The sequence below is a fragment of the Acetobacter malorum genome, from assembly GCF_001580615.1.
Classification (GTDB): domain Bacteria; phylum Pseudomonadota; class Alphaproteobacteria; order Acetobacterales; family Acetobacteraceae; genus Acetobacter; species Acetobacter malorum.
The window spans coordinates 1-17,938 of the sequence record NZ_LHZC01000054.1; the positions used below are offsets into that span (position 1 = coordinate 1).

Below are 17,938 nucleotides of genomic sequence, written 5' to 3' on the forward strand. Positions count from 1 at the left end.
TGGGCGGCAACCCCATATTGCGTCTCGCTCAGCCGATAGGATGCCTGAATATCCATGACGTTGAAGCCGTGCGCATAGACACGATAGTTCACGACCGTCTGAGGCAACGCGGCATCAGCCCGCGCAACAGAGCCACACCCGCTCACCAGCAAAAGTCCGGCACACAGGCCCGGCACAAAAGACCTTAGAAGAGCGGCCCCACCGGACAGCAAACGTAAACGCGGCATAGCATTCCTTTTTCAAACGGCCTCAGACAGACTCGGCCTGCACAGGACGATACCCCAACCGGCGGGAAAGCGCCTGCGCCAGAGCCCCAGCCATGCGCCCAAGCTGGCCCACATCATAACGGCCCAGCTCAGTCTGCGGCAGGCTCAGCCCCACCCCCGCCACCATGCGCCCGGAATGGTCTTTTACCCCTGCGCCGAAGCACCACAGGCCATCATGGATCTGCTCATCATCCACGGCATAACCGCGTTCTCTGATTTCCGCGATTTCCCGCACCAGCGTCGTGACTGAACGGATACCGTTGGGTGTTAGCGGTTCCGGCCATGTTGAAGCCGGATGCAGGGTCAGCCATTCCCGGAAGGCGTTATCGTCCATCTCAGCCAGCATGGCATTGCCTGTGGCCGTAAATATGGCAGGCAGACGCATGCCGACCCGGAAGGACGCGCCCAGCACCGTCGCACTGTTCCGGCAGGCCATGTAGACCACTTCCGTATCTTCCAGCACCGTCAGAGTGACCGTAAAGGCTGCGAGGTCCGAGAAGCTTTCCAGAGTCTGGTAGAATTCCGTCACCAGGTCCCGCCGTTCCGTCACCCCTCCGGCCCAGTCCAGCAGGCGCGCGCCCAGCCGATAGCCTTGTGTGACGGTTTTTTCCAGCAGCCCCAGTTCCACCATAACGGCCACCAGCCCGTGGACTGTGCTGCGGGGTAGTTCAAGCTGGCGGGCAATATCCGCCGCAAGCGGCGGGCGCTCTGTGCTTTTCACCAGATCCAGAATGCGCACAGCCCGGCGCAGGGCGGGCACAGAATCATGAGATTTGGACATGCCGTTTCTTATTTTCCTTGTTGACAAAGAGGGGCCTTACCCTCATTATTCCAAATACGGGATCGAGTTCAATATAATGAACAATAAAAATCAGAACTCGATCCTACCGCAGACTATTCTGGTGGAAGCCTGACAAGAACCCGGAACAGGGCAGCAGGCTTCCCCCCGGACTTTTCTGATCTGACACATCTCCCCCTCCACACTCGCTCCTTTGGTTCTCTTACGCTAAACAGGACGGACGCAAGTCCCGTCAATGTCGTAAAGATGAGTGCCTGACCGTGACCACACTCTATGATTTTACCCTCCCCGCCCTTGAAGGTGGTGAGATCAATCTGGCTGATTACCGTGGCCGGCCCGTTCTGATTGTGAACACAGCCTCCAAATGCGGCTTCACTCCGCAATATGAAGGGCTTCAGGCCCTGTGGTACCAGTTCCGCAGCATGGGGCTGGTTGTTATCGGGATTCCCAGCAACGATTTTGGCGCTCAGGAACCGGGAACGGCCTCCGATATCGCCTCTTTCTGCCACCGGAACTACGGGGTCAGCTTTCCCATGGCGGCTCGTAGCCCCGTGAAAGGCCCGCAGACCATTCCGCTGTTCCGCTGGCTGGACAAGGAGTGCGGTTTTCTGGCCCGCCCTCGCTGGAACTTCTACAAATATCTGACCAACCGGAAGGGCAAACCTGTCGATTGGTTTTCCAGCATCACGCCGCCGACCTCCGCCCGGGTAACCAAAGCGGTGGAACGTGTGATCCTGAATCCCTGAGCGGGGTTTAGCCTTTAACGAGGAACGATCAGCCCATCCCGCAGCGTGACGACACGGTCCATGCGGGTCAGGAGCTCTTCATTATGGGTGGCGACCAGAGCCGCCAGCCCCTGCCCGCGCACAGCCGCCATCAGTTCTGAGAACACGGCGTCTGCTGTGCGCACATCCAGGTTGCCGGTTGGTTCATCCGCCAGCAGCAAAGCCGGATTATTGGCCAGGGCACGGGCAATGGCCACGCGCTGCTGCTCACCGCCGGACAGCTTGCCCGGCAGGTGGCTCACGCGGTGCGCCAGACCAAACATGTCCAGAAGTTTTTCCGCTTTCTGCCGCGCAACAGCTTTCCGCACGCCAGCAATCATCTGCGGCAGCATGACGTTCTCACGCGCGGTGAACTCGGCCAGCAGATGATGGAACTGATAGACAAAGCCAATCTGGTCACGCCGCAGCCCCGTGCGCCCTACTTCCGGCAAACCGTGCGTCCGCTGCCCGCAGATCTCAATCTCGCCTTCGTCCGGCGTATCTAGCAAGCCAGCCAGATGGAGCAGCGTGGATTTGCCAGTGCCCGAAGGGGCCACAAGCGCGACAATCTCACCCGCATGAAGCGTGAAGTCGACACCCTGCAAAACAGGCAGCGTGCCGTCTTCCCCGCTCTTATAGGTCTTCTTCACGCCACGCAGGCTGAGGGCGACATTACTCATGGCGCAATGCCTCCACAGGATCAGTTTTTGCCGCACGCCATGAGGGATACAGCGTGGCCAGCAGGGAAAGGGTCAGAGCCATGGCAATCACTTCACCCACCTGCCCCCAAACCAGCTTGGCCGGGAGGTGCTCAAGGTAATAAACCTCGGGGTTGAAGAGATTGGTGCCGGTCAGCTTCTGCAGCGCCTGACGAATCCGTTCGATATTCTCACAGAACACCACGCCCAGCAGCGTTCCCGCCACGGTACCGGTGACGCCAACGGAGGCCCCGCACATCAGGAAGATGCGCATGATAGCCCCCCGGCTGGCCCCAATGGTGCGCAGCACAGCAATATCGCCCGTCTTATCCTTCACCATCATGATCAGGGAGGAAATGACGTTGAAGGCGGCGACTAGAATAATCAGGGTCAGGATCAGGAACATAACGTTCTGTTCCACCTGCACCGCGCCAAACAAAGCGTTATTGGCATTGGTCCAGTCCAGCACCCGCAGGCCCGGTTCGCCAATAGCATTCACAATCCGCATCGTTACCGGGCGGATATTCTGCTCATCCTTCGCCATGACCTGAATCTGGGTCACCTTGTCAGGCATCTGGAAATAGACCTGCGCGGCGTGCATCGGCAGGAAGACGTAGCTGGAATTGTAGTCGTTCACCCCCGCATCAAAAATAGCCACCACATGATAGGCGCGCACGCGGGGCACGGTGCCAAAGGCCGTGGCCGCGCCATCGGGCGAAACCAGCGTGATGCGGGAGCCAATGGACAGCCCGGCACGGTCCGCCAGTGTCACGCCAATGGCGATGGAATCATCACTGCCGAAATCATCCAGCGTGCCAGCCACCAGCGAGGAGCTAACGCCTTTCAGGTCCAGCAGCCCCTGCCGGGTCATGCCATGTACCACCCCGCCGGAATTGTAAGACCCCGCACTAAGCAGCACCTGCCCCTCAATGAGCGGAGTTGCACTGATAACGCCGGGCACTTTCCGCACCCGTGCGGCAACATCCTCATACTGAGAAATGGTGCGGCCCGCGCCGTAAATGCTCAGATCCCCATTCAGGCCGAGAATACGGCCCATCAGGTCAGCCTGAAAGCCGTTCATCACCGCCATGACGATGATGAGCGTGGCGACCCCCAGGGCGATCCCCACAAGCGAGAATATAGCAATGACGGAAACAAAGCGTTCTCCGCGCCGTGCCCGAAGGTAGCGGCCTGCCACGGCCCGCTCGAAGGGACCAAACATCATCAGTCTGCCAGCACCAGAGCGAGGGCATCTTCCACACTGACTTCCTTGCGCTCACCCGTTGCGCGGCGCTTGAGTTCCACGCGGCCTTCCTTGGCGCTACGCGGGCCGACAACGATCTGCCAGGGGTGGCCCATCAGGTCCGCATCCGCGAATTTCGCACCGGCACGGTCCGTCCGGTCGTCATACAGGAAGGCTTCGGTGTTGGTGTTGTAGATCTGCTCGCACATGGCATCACAGGTTTCATCACCAACCTTCAGATTGACGATCACTGCACGGAAGGGTGCCACCGCATCCGGCCAGATAATACCGGCGTCGTCATGGCTGGCTTCAATAATCGCCCCGGCCAGACGGGAGACGCCAATGCCGTAAGACCCCATTTCCGGGTAGACCGGCGTGCCTTCCGGCCCGCTGACCGTCACATCCATGGACTGGGTGTATTTGGTGCCGAAGTGGAAAATATGGCCGACTTCCACGCCACGCCCTTCCCGACGACGATCTTCCGGCACGGCATCCCATGCGGCGGTATCGTGCATTTCATCAGTCGCAGCATACGGCGTGGTTACGCGCTTATAGAAAACGTCCAGCGCTTTGGGGTCTTCCACATTCACCGGCTCATCCAGCCAATCCTGCTCTTCCAGAGCGGCATCGTAGAACACGCCGCTTTCCCCTGTGGGGGCGAGGATCAGGAATTCATGGCTCAGCTCACCACCAATCGGGCCGGTATCGGCGCGCATCGGCACGGCCCGCACACCCAGACGCTGGAACGTGCGCAGGTAAGCCAGCAGCATCCGGCGATAGGTGGCGACTGCAGAGTCGTAATCCAGATCAAAGCTGTAGGCGTCTTTCATCAGGAATTCGCGGCCACGCATCACGCCAAAACGCGGACGCACTTCATCACGGAATTTCCACTGGATATGATACAGCATCTGCGGGAGGTCCTTGTAGGACTTCACAGCCTGCCCGAACAGATCGGTGATCATTTCCTCATTGGTCGGCCCGTAAAGCAGCTCACGTTTATGGCGGTCCTGAATGCGCAGCATTTCCGGCCCATACGCATCATACCGGCCGGACCGCTTCCACAGATCAGCAGACTGAAGGGTGGGCATCAGCACTTCCTGCGCGCCAATGCGGTCCTGCTCTTCCCGCACGATCTGGCTGATGTTGCGCAGAACCTTGAGGCCTGCGGGTAGCCAGGCATAAATGCCGGATGCCGTCTGCCGGATCAGGCCGGCCCGCAGCATGAGCCGATGCGAGACGATCTGCGCCTCTGCCGGGTTTTCCTTAAGCGTGGGAAGAAAACTACGCGAAAGACGCATGATGCACTCAGCCTTGTCTGGCAGGTGAGACCACAGGCGGCCTCACTCTGAAATTTTACTCTGTAATCTGCTCTAAAACAGTGCGGCGACAAAGAAAACCCGCAGGGTGCAGGTCTTCTTTCAGCCGCCGTTTTTACCCTGTCCGATGCAGGGTATGGTTCTGCGCGTCAGACGCGCAGAACGTGAACATCCACCAGCGGACGTTTCTGAAGTTTGCGGCCCAGCGCGCGACGCAGCGCGGTTTTGGCAGCATCCCGGAAGGACTGGTCATCGCTGCGCAGTTCATCAGGGATCACATCAATCGCGTTGGCGAATTCTTCGCGCACGCGCACGCTTTCCAGATCATCCGGCTCCAGCAGACCCGGTGCGCTGACTTTCGGCTCACCGATAACGAAGCCTTCATCATCCACCGCGAAGCTGGCAATCACCACACCATTGAACAGCATCTTGCGGCGTGCCGCCAGAACACCGCCATTCATGGGCAGCAGACGCCCGGCATCCAGTGCCAGACGGCCACTCGGCGCGGTATCAACCACTTCCACCTTACCGGGAGCCAGACGCAGGATATCACCATCTTCCAGCAGAATCGGAGCAATGCCCTTTTCCTGAGCCAGAGCGGCATGAGCCGTCAGATGGCGCCATTCCCCATGCACCGGCACAGCATATTTCGGCCGGATGAGATCATACATCGTGCTGACATCACCACCCGTGGCATGGCCGGACACGTGCACGAAGGCTTCTCTATCCGTAATCACGGTAACACCGCGACGGGACAGATTATCCTGCACAGCCATAATGGCGCGCTCATTCCCCGGAATCATACGGCTGGAATAAATCACCGTATCGCCCTCACCGAGGGACACATTGGGGTGCATATCCAGAGAAATGCGGGAAAGAGCGGAACGCGGCTCACCCTGGCTCCCCGTGATGATCATAACGAGTTGATCATCCGGTACGTCATTAACGTCCTGTTCAGACAGGAACGGCATAACGCCGGACATATAGCCACACTCACGCGCAGCAACATCCAGATTACGCAGGGACCGACCGACCAGCACCACCGTCCTGCCAGCAGCCTGCGCTGCCATGGCAATGGTTTCCACACGCGCCACGTTGGACGCAAAGCAGGTGACGGCAATACGCCCCTTCAGACCGCTGATAAGGTCCGTCATGCTGCGGCGGACTTCCGATTCAGACTGCGAGGGGCCGGGCTTCATGACGTTGGTGCTGTCACACACCAGTGCCAGAACGCCTTCATCCCCCACTTCTTTCAGACGTTTGATGTCTGTCGGCGGGCCGACCAGCGGGTCCGGGTCCAGCTTCCAGTCCCCGGTATGCACCACAATGCCATCCGGCGTGCGGAGCACAACGCTCTGCGCTTCCGGCACGGAATGGGTTACGGGGATAAATTCCAGATCAAACGGACCAACTTCAAACCGGCCACCGCACGGAATAACGTGGATCGGCACCTGCTGGAGCAGGCGGGCTTCCCCCAGTTTGCGACGCAGGACGGCGCCAGCAAACGGCGTTACGTAAACCGGGCACTGGAGCAGCGGCCAGACGTGCGCGACCGCGCCGATGTGATCTTCATGCGCATGGGTAATAACAAGCCCGGCCAGCTTGTCTTTACGCTCGGCAATAAAGGTGGGGTCCGGTATCAGAATTTCAGCTTCCGGGGTGTCGTTCCCGCTAAAGCCAATCCCGCAATCTATCGCCAGCCAGGTTTCCCCAAGGCGATAGAGATTCAGATTCATACCGATCTCGCCCGTTCCGCCCAGGGGCAGAAAGGCCAGACCGCCGTTCTCTTCTGTCATCAGTCCAGTTATCCTTCTGTCAAAAAGTCTTTTTCGATTGTGAGACGCGGCAAGGGATTCCGCCCCGCCAATATCCGCAGCCCGTTCAGGGTCAGCATTGAATCCACGTGATCAAACACTGTCGTGCCTTCCGAGAAGAGCGGAGCCAGACCGCCAGTAGCGAGCACCTTCATGGTCTGCCCGACTTCCTGCCTGATCCTCTCGACGATCCCCTCGATCAAACCCACATAACCCCAGAACACGCCTGACCGCATAGCGGCCACTGTATTCCGCCCGATGACGGAATCCACCGCCGGGCGTCCAATTCCTATTCTCGGCAACCGTGCGGCTGCCTGATGCAAAGCCTCAACCGAAAGGTTGATGCCCGGTGCAATCACACCCCCGCAATAGCTGCCTTCTGCATCCACCACATCAAAGGTTGTGGCGGTGCCAAAATCAATCACCGTCAGCGGGCCACCGTACAGATGGTGTGCCGCAAGTCCATTTAAAAGCCGGTCTACGCCAACTTCGTCCGGATTATCCATTTTGATGGAAAATCCCCAGTCCAGCCGGGCAGAGGCCAGCAACGGCTCCACCGCAAACCACTGGCGGCACAAGGTACGCAGATGATAGAGGGCCGCGGGCACCACCGTGCCAATCACAGCGCCTTCAATATCATCCGCCGCAATCCCCTGCATCTTCAGCAGGGCCAGCAGCCAGACAGCATATTCGTCAGACGTGCGCTGGGCCTGCATGGTAATGCGCCAGACGCCCCGCCATTTTTCGCCATCATGCACGGCAAACACGACATTCGTGTTGCCGGCATCAATGACGAGAAGCAACGTCAGCCCCCTGGTCTGCCAGCAGGATATCCCCTGTTGCGATCGTTTTCATGCCCTGTTCCGTCTCAAGCAGAAGCCGTCCATCAGCGGCAAGCCCTGCAAACTGGCCCTTTTCATAAGTAGTCCCGCCGCTTACGACAAGAGGCGTGCCCACAGGATGTGCGCGTTTCCGCCATTCCGCACACAAAACAGCAAAGCCATCCTGCTGCCAGACAGCACACCAGTGCGCCAGTTGCGCCAGAATAGCACGGGCCACATCCGCAGGCGGCGGCACCGGCCCGCATTGCCCCAGGGAGGCCGCTTTACGGCCAATCTGTTCTTCCTGCGGGGGCTGCACAAGGTTGGCCCCCATGCCGATAACCAGCATCGGCCCTTCCCGCTCGATCAGAATGCCACCGAGCTTCTGGCCATCCAGCAAAATATCATTCGGCCATTTGATCATCAGCCGGTCCCGCGCTGCGGGAACGCTTGTCGCCAGCCCTTCAAAAAACGCCAGAGACGCAACAAAGGGCCAGCCCCCCAGTGCGTCCATCCCCGCCTGCCCCGCATCCAGCAGGACAGAGAGGGCAAGGCTTTGCCCGGCATTGGCCCAGTTCCGCCCCCGGCTGCCGCGCCCTTTGGTCTGCCGCAACGCCAGAAGCGCCAGCCCCGGTGCTTCTCCGGTGCGGGCGCGTTCCAGACAGACATCGGACGTGGACGTCAGTTCCTCATAACACTCCAGCCGCCAGGCTGCCGTCGGCTCACTCATCCGCCAAGGGCCAGAGCAGCCTGTCGAGCCATGGCCATCAGCGGGCCAAGTGCGAGGATAAAGAACACCGTCGCCAGCCCCATGCTGCCCGAGACAAACAGCAGGCTACGTGCTGGCCGGTCCAGCCCCTCCGCAGAGGCATCAAAATACATCACCTTCACCACTCGCAGATAGTAATACGCACCAATAACGCTCGAGACTGCCCCGATCGCCACCAGAACGTAAAGGCCGGATTGCCATGCGGCGGCAAAAACCATCAGTTTCCCAAAAAAACCTGCCAGCGGCGGCGCACCGACCATGCTGAACATGAATATTGCCAGCACGGCTGCCAGTCCGGGGTCTGTCCGGCCCAGACCGGCCAGGTCAGAAATGGAGGTCACTTCATGCCCCCGGCGGCGCATGGCCGTAATCACGGCGAAGACCCCGGCATTCATGACCAGATAGGCCGCCAGATAGACCAGCGTGGCCCGTACGCCGTTGGTGGAGGCCGCAGCCAAACCCATCAGCGCGTAACCCATATGGCCGATGGAGGAATAGGCCATCAGCCGCTTGATATTGGTCTGCGGGATAGCTGCAAACGCGCCATAGACCATGGAGAGAATGGAGAGCGTTTCAATCAGGATCTGCCAGCGCGGGGCCATAGACCCAAACGGGCCACTCATCACACGCAGGAACAGCGCAAAGGCCGCAAATTTGGGAGCGCCCGCCATATAGGCCGTAATAGGTGTAGGGGCACCCTGATACACATCCGGCGTCCACATATGGAACGGCACCACCGAGAGCTTGAAGCTCAGCCCGACAACAAGGAACACAAGGCCGACCATCAGCCCCGTGGGCAGCGTAGCTGTCTGCTGAATAGCGGCAATCAGCCCTGTATAGGCCATGGTCCCGGCATACCCATAGATCAGAGACATGCCATACAGCAGCAGGCCGGACGCCAGAGACCCGAGAACGAAGTATTTCAGGCCGGCCTCGGAGGACGTCACATCGTCCCGCTCCAACGCGCACAGGATGTAAATGGAGAGCGAGGACAGCTCCAGCCCGACAAACAGCGTCATCAGGTTGGCGGAGGACGCCATAATCAGCGCACCGAGGGTTGAAAACAGGATCAGCACGCCCGTTTCAAACGGCAGAGGCTCATGCTCGTCCGTGCGGTAGCTCAGCGTCAGCACCAGTGCGACCAATCCCCCAAGCAGCGCCAGTATTTTCATGAAACGCGCAAAGCCATCATTCACAAAGGTGCCAGCATACGCCATGCCGTCTGGAGAGAGCGCCACCAGCACCCCACAGCCGACAAACGCCGCAACCGTCAGCAGAGTGCAGGACACAATGCCCTTCCCTTCCCGCTGCAGCACGCCAAACACAAGAATAACCAGCCCCGCCAGTCCGAGCGTGATTTCCGGCAAAGCCAGCATCCAGTTAACCGATGCAGCATTCATGGCTCGGCACTCCGTTCAGAGCAGGAGAAAGCAGGAAAGACAGCGTGGGTCATTTCAGTCTCCTCACCCGCAGAGGGCTACGGTCAGCACCACGACCAGACCCGCCAGCATGGTGAATGCATAGAACGCGATAGAACCAGTTTGCAGACGGATCGCATCGGACGCACCGTTGGCCGTGGCTTGAACCAGATCACGCGGGAGGCCTTCAACCGCCCCTTCCTCGCCGTCTTTCCAGAGAACACGGGCAATGGCGGTATAAGGCCGGACAAAAATGCGGTCATACAGCTCATCAAAATACCATTTGTTGAGCAGGAACCGATAAAGCGGGGCGCAGGAACGGGCCAGCGCACCCGGCAGGTCTGGTCTGGCAATGTAGAACACATACGCCACAGCAATGCCCGCCAGCCCGACCACAGATGGCAGAAGCGCCACCAGTCCCGGCACATGCTCAAAGATTTCCATGATGCTGTTATCCGGCGCATTGAAAATGCTGCCCTGCCAGAACGCGGCCTGCTGCGCGCCGATATAATACGGAGCCAGCGCAATCCCGCTCACCACAGCGCCAACAGCCAGCAGCACCAGCGGGATGGTCATAGAAAGCGGGCTTTCATGCGCGGCATCCCGTGCGTGCGCGTCGGCAGGCGCTCCGTGGAACACCAGAAAGATCAGACGCCAGCTGTAAAAGGCCGTCAGGAAAGCCGTGATAACGCCCAGCCCCCACGCATAGTGGCTCATGCCGCTATCCGCCGCCCAGAGCGTGTTGAGAATGGCGTCTTTTGACCAGTATCCGGCAAAGGGAAACACCCCGGCCAGCGCCAGACTGCCAATCCACATCACGGCATAGGTCAGCGGCAGTTTTTTCCACAGCCCGCCCATGCGGAACATGTTCTGTTCATCATGCATGGCATGGATCACGGAGCCAGCCCCAAGGAACAGCAGCGCTTTGAAAAAGGCATGTGTTGTGAGGTGAAAAACGGACGCCTGATACGCTCCCACGCCGACAGCCGCAAACATGTAGCCCAGCTGGGAGCACGTGGAATAAGCAATGCTCCGTTTGATATCCGGCTGCACCATCCCAACCGTGGCGGCAAAAAAACAGGTGGTCGCGCCAATAAATATCACGAACAGGCGGGTGTTCGGCGCGACCTCCAGCAAGGGCGACATCCGCGCCATCAGGAAGACACCAGCCGTCACCATGGTAGCAGCGTGGATCAGCGCGGAAACCGGGGTTGGCCCTTCCATGGCGTCCGGTAGCCATGTGTGCAGGAAGAGCTGCGCGGATTTGCCCATCGCCCCGACAAACAGCAGGAAGCTGATGACTTCCACCATACGGAAGGACTGTCCGAACAGCGTATAAGGCGCTCCGGCAACCTGCGGCACAGCGGCAAAAATATCCTCATACCGCACGGAGTGGAACTGGACGTAAATCAGGCCAATCCCGACGAGGAAGAACAAGTCCGCCACGCGGTTGACCACAAAGGCCTTGATGGCCGCAGCCGTGGCGGCCGGACGGTCATACCAGTAGCCAATGAGCAGATAACTGGCGAGGCCCACCCCTTCCCACCCAAAAAACAGCTGAATGAGGTCCGAAGACGACACCAGCATGAGCATGGCAAAGGTAAACAGCGAGAGATACGCAAAAAACCGATAAACCGGCATGCTCTCGTGGCTCATATAGCCAAGGCTGTAGCAGTGAACCAGCAGCGAGATGCACAGCACCATGGCCGTCATGGTTACTGAAAGCGTATCGAACCGCAGGGTCCATGTGGCGTGAAAGCCGCCTGCATTGATCCAATCCGCCAGCGGCACGGCAGAAGGGCCAAAGCCGGACGTCCAGCCGCCGTATAACGCCCCCACCCCGCACAGGGTGGCCACGCCCATGCACAGCAATGTCACGATTTTGGCCGCGGTGTCGCCCATCAGGCGGCCACCAAGCCCTGCCACAACGGCCCCCGCCAGAGGCAGGGTCACGGCTGCGGCAAACAGGTGAAGATCGGTCTGCATGAGTCCGCTCATCCCTTCATCATCGTGACGTCTTCGACCTGGATCGAGCCACGGTTACGGAAATACACCGTGACAATCGCCAGCCCGATGGCGGCTTCCGCTGCGGCAATGGTCAACACAAACAGCACCATCACCTGCCCGGAAAGATCTCCATGTACGGAGGAAAACGCTACAAAGTTCAGATTTGCCGCCAGAAGAATGAGCTCCATGGACATCAGGATGATGATGATATTTTTCCGGTTAAGAAAAATACCCAGCACCCCCAGCACCAGCAGCGCCGCACTGACCACAAGATAAGGCCCAAGCCCGATAGGAGCGATTGCCGGAGTCATGCGCCAGTCTCCTCTTTTTCCGCCTCTTTGCGCTGCTCAGCAGAACCATAAGAGCCGGGAGCAGCAATTTCGTAATAGGAGGTTCGGGGGCGCAGGAAACCACCCTGCTCCAACACGTTTTCGCCAAGTGGCAGTTGCACAAGCTCTAGGGTCTCTTCACGTGTGCGTGCATGTTGTTTTTCGATATTCTGCCGCCGCCCGCTACCGGTTTGGCGCAGGGTGAGCACAATGGCCCCGATCATGGCGACCAGCAGCACCAGCCCACAGGCCTGAAACAGCAGCACGTAGTGCGTATAGATCAGCGTGCCTAAAGCTGCCGTGTTGGTCAGGCCCGGAACAGCCTGCACGGAGACGCCGGCACTGGCCGGAGCCATGGTCCAGTTGCTTACAGCCATAACGAGTTCCGCAAACAGGATGGCGCCCACACACGCACCAATAGGCGCGTTTCGCTGCAAGCCTTCCCTCAGTTGCGTGAAATCAACATCCAGCATCATGACGACAAACAAGAAAAGGACCGCCACCGCGCCGACATAGACAATGACCAGCAGCATCGCCAGGAACTCGGCTCCAGCGATGAGAAACAGTCCGGATGCATTGAAAAACGCCAGAATAAGAAACAGCACAGCATGAACCGGGTTGCGCACACTGATGACCATACCAGCAGACATCAGCAATACGGCGGCAAAAACGTAAAAAACAACCTGCGCCAACATCAGCCGGCCTCCTGCCCCAGCCGGGGCTGCACGGGGTTAACGATACGGGGCATCGTATTCCAGCCGACGGGCCAGCAAGGCTTCCCACCGGTCTCCATTTTCAAGGAGTTTATCCTTGTCGTAGAGCAACTCTTCCCGTGTTTCTGTGGCGAATTCGTAATTCGGCCCTTCGACAATGGCATCCACCGGGCAGGCTTCTTCACACAGCCCGCAATAGATGCATTTTGTCATGTCGATATCGTAGCGCGTGGTGCGGCGAGAGCCGTCGTCCCGTTCTTCCGCCTCAATCGTAATAGCTTCGGCCGGGCACGTTGCTTCGCAAAGTTTACAGGCAATGCAGCGCTCTTCCCCATTCGGGTAACGCCGCAGGGCGTGTTCCCCACGGAAGCGCGGCGAGAGCGGCCCTTTTTCATACGGGTAGTTCAGCGTCACCTTCGGCTGGAACATCATTTTGAATGTTGACGCCATCCCGCCGACAAGCTCTGTCAGCAGGAACGAACGGAACGTGCGTGTTAAAGCGCCCATCAGTTTACGCCTCCTACCTGTGGCAACAGGCCTGTGGCCATCAGGAAACCAGCCGTTGCAATCATCCAGACCAGTGACAGCGGCAGGAAGACTTTCCAGCCAAGGCGCATCAACTGGTCATACCGGAAGCGAGGAAATGTTGCCCGGATCCAGATAAAGACAAAGAGGCAGAAAAGAATTTTAAAAATCAGCCACAGCGGCCCGGGAACCCACGTAAAGGGTGCCAGCCCAAGCGGTGGCAGCCAGCCCCCAAGGAACAGAATGCTGATCATGCCTGACATCAGGATCATGTTTGCATATTCGCCAAGGAAGAAGAGACCAAAGGCCAGCGACGAATATTCCACAAAGAACCCGGCCACGAGTTCGCTCTCGCCTTCCGGCAGATCAAACGGCGCACGATTGGTTTCCGCCAGAGCCGAAATGAAGAAAACGATAAACATCGGGAACATCGGCACGCAGAACCAGATATGGCGCTGGGCCAGCACAATATCATTCAGGTTCAGGCTGCCTACGGCCAGCAGCACCGAGACGATGACCAGCCCTATGGACACTTCATACGAGACCATCTGCGCGGCAGACCGTAACCCGCCCAGAAAGGCGTAGCGAGAATTGGATGCCCACCCGGCAATCAGAATGCCATAAACCCCGAGCGAGGAAATGGCGAGCAGATACAAAATGCCGACATTGATATCCGCTACGGCCAGCCCGTTACCTGTCGGAATAACCGCCCAGGCCAGCATGGCGAGAGAAAAGGTGAGAAACGGTGCAAACAGAAACAGTGCCCGGTTTGCCCCGGCAGGAATAACCGTTTCCTTCGTAATCATCTTGATAGCATCGGCAAATGCCTGAAACATCCCGAACGGACCGTTCACATTCGGCCCGCGCCGACGCTGCATGGCCGCCATCACCTTACGTTCCATAAGCGTCAGATACGCCACAGCAATCAGCAACGGCACCAGAACGGCCAGTGTTTCCAGAAGCATCAGGATAATCTGGCCCGTGAGCGTATGATAAAAAAACTGCGCCATTCGCCCTTACTCCGCCGCTACTGCACGCACAGGCCCGTAAACACGGGAACAATCCGCCATGGTGGGGCTGGCCCGGCTGATGGGGTTGGTCTGGTAGTAATCCTGCATCACTGGTCTGAAGGCGCTTGCAGCAAGCCCCTCCTCCTGCGCGGCAGACGTTGCCGGAGCGCTGGATGCGGACGCACCCTGCCCTTCAATCTGCGCGCTCGGCTGAGCAACGGACCCGATCTGCCGGAAGACCGGATTCACCTCTGCCATCCGGTCCCGCAGCGCATCCAGCGTGTCATAGGGCAGTGTTTTCCCGATTACTTCAGAAAAAGCCCGAAGGATACGCCAGTCTTCCCGCGCCTCACCGGGCGGGAAAACAGCCCGGAAGCTCCGCTGCACGCGGCCTTCCGTGTTCACATACGTGCCCGGTTTTTCCGTATAGGCCGCACCCGGCAGGATGATATCAGCGCGGGCAGCAGCGGCATCGCCATGGTGGCCCTGATAGACCACAAAGGTATCAGCCCCGATTTTATCAATCGGGAATTCATCAGCACCCAGCAGCCAGAGAACATCAACACCGCCACGCAGCATGCCACTGGCGTTGCGCCCGCGCGTACCGGGCAGAAAGCCGAGGTCAAGCGCCCCGACCCGTGAGGCCGCAGTGTGCAGGACGTTCAAACCGTTCCAGCCCTCGGCAATCGCGCCGGTCTGAACCGCCAGTTTTTTACAGGCGTCATAAATGGCTGATGCATCAGGGCGGGTCAGCGCACCGTGGCCGATGATCATCATGGGCCGCTTTGCTGTTTTTAAAATTTCGGCAAAAGCATGACTGCCATCGAGCAGTTTTTCCAGAACCTCCGGTCCATCCCCCAGCAGCTCAGCCGGATAGGTGGGGTCCGTCAGCGGGTGACCGATCATAGCAATGGGGAAACCGCCGCGCCCGGCCTCCAGAAGCCGTTTGCGGATACGGGCATTTAGCACCGGAGCCTCATGCCGAGGGTGCGTTCCCACCAGCAGAAGGGCATCGGCCTCCTCTATACCGAGAATGCCGCTGTTAAACAGATAGCCTTCCCGCGCATTGAGGTCATACCATGCGTTATCCTGACGGCAGTCGAGATTGGGTGAGCCCAGAGATGTCATCAGGTCTTTCAGGGCGCACAGGCTTTCCGCATCACACAGATCCCCCGCAATCGCACCAATCTGATAGCCAGACACCCCGTCCAGACGCCGTGCCAGAGAGACAAAAGCCTCCTGCCAGGACGCCTGCATCAGCTTGCCATGCACTCGCACCCAAGGGCGATCCAGCCGCCTGCGCTTGAGGCCATCAACTGAAAAACGGCCTTTGTCAGACAGCCATTCTTCATTCACCTCATCATTTACGCGCGGCACAATCCGCATGACCTCGCCGCCACGCGCCTGAATCTGGATGTTGGTGCCAACGGCATCCATCACATCAATGCTGTCAGTCTTTTTGTATTCCCAGGAACGGGCATGGAAGGCAGATGGTTTGGCCGTCAGCGCGCCCACAGGGCAGATATCAATCAGGTTGCCAGACAGTTCTGACGTCAGCGCCTTTTCCACATAAGTGGTGATTTCCGCATTTTCCCCGCGTGAGACCATCCCCAGTTCCGGCGTTCCCGCGACCTCCGTAGCAAAGCGCACGCAGCGTGTGCACTGGATGCACCGCGTCATAACGGTTTTGACCAACGGCCCCAGATTTTTATCCGTTACCGCCCGCTTGGCTTCCTGATAGCGAGAGATGCCGGAACCATATCCGTACGCCTGATCCTGCAAGTCACACTCGCCACCCTGATCGCAAATCGGGCAATCCAGCGGGTGATTAATCAGCAGGAACTCCATCACCGCACGGCGGGCACGACGCACCACCTCGGTATCTGTCAGGATTTCCATCCCTTCAGAAACCGGAAAACCGCAGGATGCGACCGGCTTGGGCGCACGCACCACCTGCACGAGGCACATGCGGCAGTTACCGGCGACGGAAAGCCGTTCATGATAGCAAAAGCGGGGAATTTCTTTGCCCGCAGCCTCACAGGCCTGCAAGGCGCTGAAACCGGCTGGCACATCGACAGGTGTGCCATCAACAATCACCCTCACCATAGCGTTTACTCCGCAGCCACTGGCACGCCGGAGGCTGGCACCTGCACCAGCCCCGTGCCACCATGCGCTGCTTTATACTGGCGGATGCGTTCTTCCATTTCCGGCCGGAAATGGCGGATGAGACCCTGAATAGGCCAGGCAGCGGCATCACCCAGCGCGCAAATGGTGTGGCCTTCAACCTGACGGGTCACCTGCTCCAGCAGGTCAATTTCATCCAGTTCCGCCCGGCCCTGAACCATCCGGTCCATCATGCGCATCATCCAGCCGGTGCCTTCACGGCAGGGGGTGCACTGCCCGCAACTTTCATGTTTGAAAAAGCGTGAGAACCGGGCAATGGCTTCAATAATGTCCGTCGACTTATCCATGACAATCATGCAGCCGGTGCCCAGACCGGAACGCTCCGCGCGCAGACTGTCATAATCCATCAAGACAGTCTCACACACGGATTTTGGCAGAACCGGAACCGAGCATCCGCCGGGAATAACAGCCAGCAGATTATCCCACCCGCCCCGCACGCCGCCGCCATGCTTCTCGATAATTTCTTTCAGCGGTACGCCAAGTTCTTCTTCAAAAACACATGGTGTGTTCACATGGCCGGAAATGGCCATCAGCTTGCTGCCTGCATTATTAGGCCGCCCCAACCCGACGAACCATGCCGCCCCGCGCCGCAGAATGGTGGAGGTCACGGCAATGCTCTCCACGTTATTCACGGTGGTCGGGCACCCATAAAGCCCTGCCCCCGCGGGGAACGGGGGCTTCATCCGTGGCTGGCCTTTTTTGCCTTCCAGACTTTCCAGCAGGGCCGTTTCTTCCCCACAGATATATGCCCCGGCGCCACGATGAATGAAGAAATCGAAATCCCATCCAGAGCCAGAGGCATTTTTGCCAATCAGGCCGGCGGCATAGGCTTCATCCACCGCAGTCTGAAGATGGACCGCTTCATTAAAAAACTCGCCGCGCACGTAGATATAGGCTGCATGCGCGCCCATGGCAAAGGAGGCAATCAGTGCGCTTTCAATCAGCTTATGCGGTTCGTGCCTGAGGACTTCACGATCTTTGCAGGTTCCCGGCTCTGACTCATCGCCATTGATCACCAGATAATGCGGCCTGCCATCGGACTGCTTGGGCATGAAGGACCATTTCAGCCCGGTCGGGAACCCGGCTCCGCCACGGCCACGCAGGCCGGATGCCTTCATTTCCGCAACAATGCCATCCCGCCCTTTTGCCAGAATCTCCGCTGTATTCTGCCAGTCTCCCCGCTTGCGCGCGCCCTCTAACCGCCAGTCATCCTGACCGTAGAGATTTGTGAAGATCCGGTCCTTGTCCTGCAACATGCCCGT

16 protein-coding genes and 1 pseudogene are annotated in these 17,938 nt (G+C 58.8%); 1 reads left to right on the forward strand and 16 read right to left on the reverse strand.

What is annotated here, in order from left to right; genetic code table 11:
- Positions 1–227 (reverse strand): annotated as a pseudogene (locus AD930_RS11765) (hypothetical protein); the annotation flags it as partial.
- A 22-nt stretch (positions 228–249) separates the two neighbouring features.
- Complete coding sequence (locus AD930_RS11770) at positions 250–1,047, reverse strand: IclR family transcriptional regulator (protein ID WP_061492164.1); 798 nt, start codon at positions 1,045–1,047, stop codon at positions 250–252.
- Between the two features lie 278 nt (positions 1,048–1,325).
- On the opposite strand from AD930_RS11770, the gene AD930_RS11775 reads away from it, so the two are divergent.
- Positions 1,326–1,811, forward strand: coding sequence for a glutathione peroxidase (locus AD930_RS11775; protein ID WP_061506420.1), 486 nt, complete (start codon positions 1,326–1,328; stop codon positions 1,809–1,811).
- Between the two features lie 14 nt (positions 1,812–1,825).
- Here AD930_RS11775 and AD930_RS11780 read toward each other — a convergent pair whose 3' ends face one another.
- The 14 genes from AD930_RS11780 to nuoF form a co-directional block, all read right to left on the reverse strand.
- The gene (locus AD930_RS11780) at positions 1,826–2,509 is read right to left on the reverse strand and encodes an ABC transporter ATP-binding protein (protein WP_061506421.1); all 684 of its coding nucleotides are present in this window, start codon (positions 2,507–2,509) and stop codon (positions 1,826–1,828) included.
- The gene (locus AD930_RS11785; protein WP_043550760.1) at positions 2,502–3,749 is read right to left on the reverse strand and encodes a lipoprotein-releasing ABC transporter permease subunit; all 1,248 of its coding nucleotides are present in this window, start codon (positions 3,747–3,749) and stop codon (positions 2,502–2,504) included. Before AD930_RS11785 ends, AD930_RS11780 begins: the two co-directional genes overlap by 8 nt.
- Before the next feature lie 2 nt (positions 3,750–3,751).
- Positions 3,752–5,068 carry a proline--tRNA ligase gene (gene proS / locus AD930_RS11790; protein WP_061506422.1) on the reverse strand — a complete coding sequence of 439 codons (1,317 nt, stop codon included), beginning with the start codon at positions 5,066–5,068 and terminating at the stop codon, positions 3,752–3,754.
- Positions 5,069–5,235: 167 nt separating this feature from the next.
- Complete coding sequence (locus tag AD930_RS11795; RefSeq protein ID WP_043550673.1) at positions 5,236–6,882, reverse strand: ribonuclease J; 1,647 nt, start codon at positions 6,880–6,882, stop codon at positions 5,236–5,238.
- Positions 6,883–6,890: 8 nt separating this feature from the next.
- Positions 6,891–7,703: a type III pantothenate kinase gene (locus tag AD930_RS11800; RefSeq protein ID WP_043550670.1), complete on the reverse strand. Its 813-nt coding sequence runs from the start codon at positions 7,701–7,703 to the stop codon at positions 6,891–6,893.
- Positions 7,687–8,451: a biotin--[acetyl-CoA-carboxylase] ligase gene (locus tag AD930_RS11805; protein WP_061506423.1), complete on the reverse strand. Its 765-nt coding sequence runs from the start codon at positions 8,449–8,451 to the stop codon at positions 7,687–7,689. The genes AD930_RS11800 and AD930_RS11805 overlap by 17 nt, the downstream gene beginning before the upstream one ends.
- Complete coding sequence (gene nuoN, locus AD930_RS11810) at positions 8,448–9,890, reverse strand: NADH-quinone oxidoreductase subunit NuoN (RefSeq protein ID WP_061506424.1); 1,443 nt, start codon at positions 9,888–9,890, stop codon at positions 8,448–8,450. The genes AD930_RS11805 and nuoN overlap by 4 nt, the downstream gene beginning before the upstream one ends.
- A 63-nt stretch (positions 9,891–9,953) precedes the next feature.
- Positions 9,954–11,894 (reverse strand): NADH-quinone oxidoreductase subunit L, encoded by a 1,941-nt coding sequence (nuoL, locus tag AD930_RS11815; RefSeq protein ID WP_061506425.1) that lies wholly within the window; start codon positions 11,892–11,894, stop codon positions 9,954–9,956.
- 8 nt (positions 11,895–11,902) lie between these two features.
- Positions 11,903–12,226, reverse strand: coding sequence for an NADH-quinone oxidoreductase subunit NuoK (gene nuoK, locus AD930_RS11820; protein ID WP_061506426.1), 324 nt, complete (start codon positions 12,224–12,226; stop codon positions 11,903–11,905).
- Complete coding sequence (locus AD930_RS11825; protein WP_082781858.1) at positions 12,223–12,939, reverse strand: NADH-quinone oxidoreductase subunit J; 717 nt, start codon at positions 12,937–12,939, stop codon at positions 12,223–12,225. The genes nuoK and AD930_RS11825 overlap by 4 nt, the downstream gene beginning before the upstream one ends.
- Positions 12,940–12,975: 36 nt before the next feature.
- A complete protein-coding gene (gene nuoI, locus AD930_RS11830) occupies positions 12,976–13,464 on the reverse strand; it encodes an NADH-quinone oxidoreductase subunit NuoI (RefSeq protein WP_043550664.1) in 489 nt (162 codons plus the stop codon).
- A complete protein-coding gene (nuoH, locus tag AD930_RS11835; protein WP_061506427.1) occupies positions 13,464–14,492 on the reverse strand; it encodes an NADH-quinone oxidoreductase subunit NuoH in 1,029 nt (342 codons plus the stop codon). Before nuoH ends, nuoI begins: the two co-directional genes overlap by 1 nt.
- 6 nt (positions 14,493–14,498) lie before the next feature.
- Positions 14,499–16,598 carry an NADH-quinone oxidoreductase subunit NuoG gene (nuoG, locus tag AD930_RS11840; protein ID WP_061506428.1) on the reverse strand — a complete coding sequence of 700 codons (2,100 nt, stop codon included), beginning with the start codon at positions 16,596–16,598 and terminating at the stop codon, positions 14,499–14,501.
- A 5-nt stretch (positions 16,599–16,603) separates the two neighbouring features.
- Positions 16,604–17,932 (reverse strand): NADH-quinone oxidoreductase subunit NuoF, encoded by a 1,329-nt coding sequence (gene nuoF / locus AD930_RS11845; RefSeq protein ID WP_061506429.1) that lies wholly within the window; start codon positions 17,930–17,932, stop codon positions 16,604–16,606.
- Positions 17,933–17,938: the final 6 nt, after the last annotated feature.

Coding starts and splice junctions, on each gene's coding strand:
- AD930_RS11805 (WP_061506423.1), bottom strand. CDS start 8,451: ATGAGTGAGCCGACGGCAGCCTGGCGGCTGGAGTGTTATGAGGAACTG.
- nuoG (WP_061506428.1), bottom strand. CDS start 16,598: ATGGTGAGGGTGATTGTTGATGGCACACCTGTCGATGTGCCAGCCGGT.
- AD930_RS11785 (WP_043550760.1), bottom strand. CDS start 3,749: ATGTTTGGTCCCTTCGAGCGGGCCGTGGCAGGCCGCTACCTTCGGGCA.
- proS (WP_061506422.1), bottom strand. CDS start 5,068: ATGCGTCTTTCGCGTAGTTTTCTTCCCACGCTTAAGGAAAACCCGGCA.
- nuoI (WP_043550664.1), bottom strand. CDS start 13,464: ATGGGCGCTTTAACACGCACGTTCCGTTCGTTCCTGCTGACAGAGCTT.
- AD930_RS11780 (WP_061506421.1), bottom strand. CDS start 2,509: ATGAGTAATGTCGCCCTCAGCCTGCGTGGCGTGAAGAAGACCTATAAG.
- AD930_RS11825 (WP_082781858.1), bottom strand. CDS start 12,939: ATGTTGGCGCAGGTTGTTTTTTACGTTTTTGCCGCCGTATTGCTGATG.
- AD930_RS11795 (WP_043550673.1), bottom strand. CDS start 6,882: ATGACAGAAGAGAACGGCGGTCTGGCCTTTCTGCCCCTGGGCGGAACG.
- nuoN (WP_061506424.1), bottom strand. CDS start 9,890: ATGAATGCTGCATCGGTTAACTGGATGCTGGCTTTGCCGGAAATCACG.
- nuoH (WP_061506427.1), bottom strand. CDS start 14,492: ATGGCGCAGTTTTTTTATCATACGCTCACGGGCCAGATTATCCTGATG.
- nuoL (WP_061506425.1), bottom strand. CDS start 11,894: ATGCAGACCGATCTTCACCTGTTTGCCGCAGCCGTGACCCTGCCTCTG.
- AD930_RS11770 (WP_061492164.1), bottom strand. CDS start 1,047: ATGTCCAAATCTCATGATTCTGTGCCCGCCCTGCGCCGGGCTGTGCGC.
- nuoF (WP_061506429.1), bottom strand. CDS start 17,932: ATGTTGCAGGACAAGGACCGGATCTTCACAAATCTCTACGGTCAGGAT.
- nuoK (WP_061506426.1), bottom strand. CDS start 12,226: ATGACTCCGGCAATCGCTCCTATCGGGCTTGGGCCTTATCTTGTGGTC.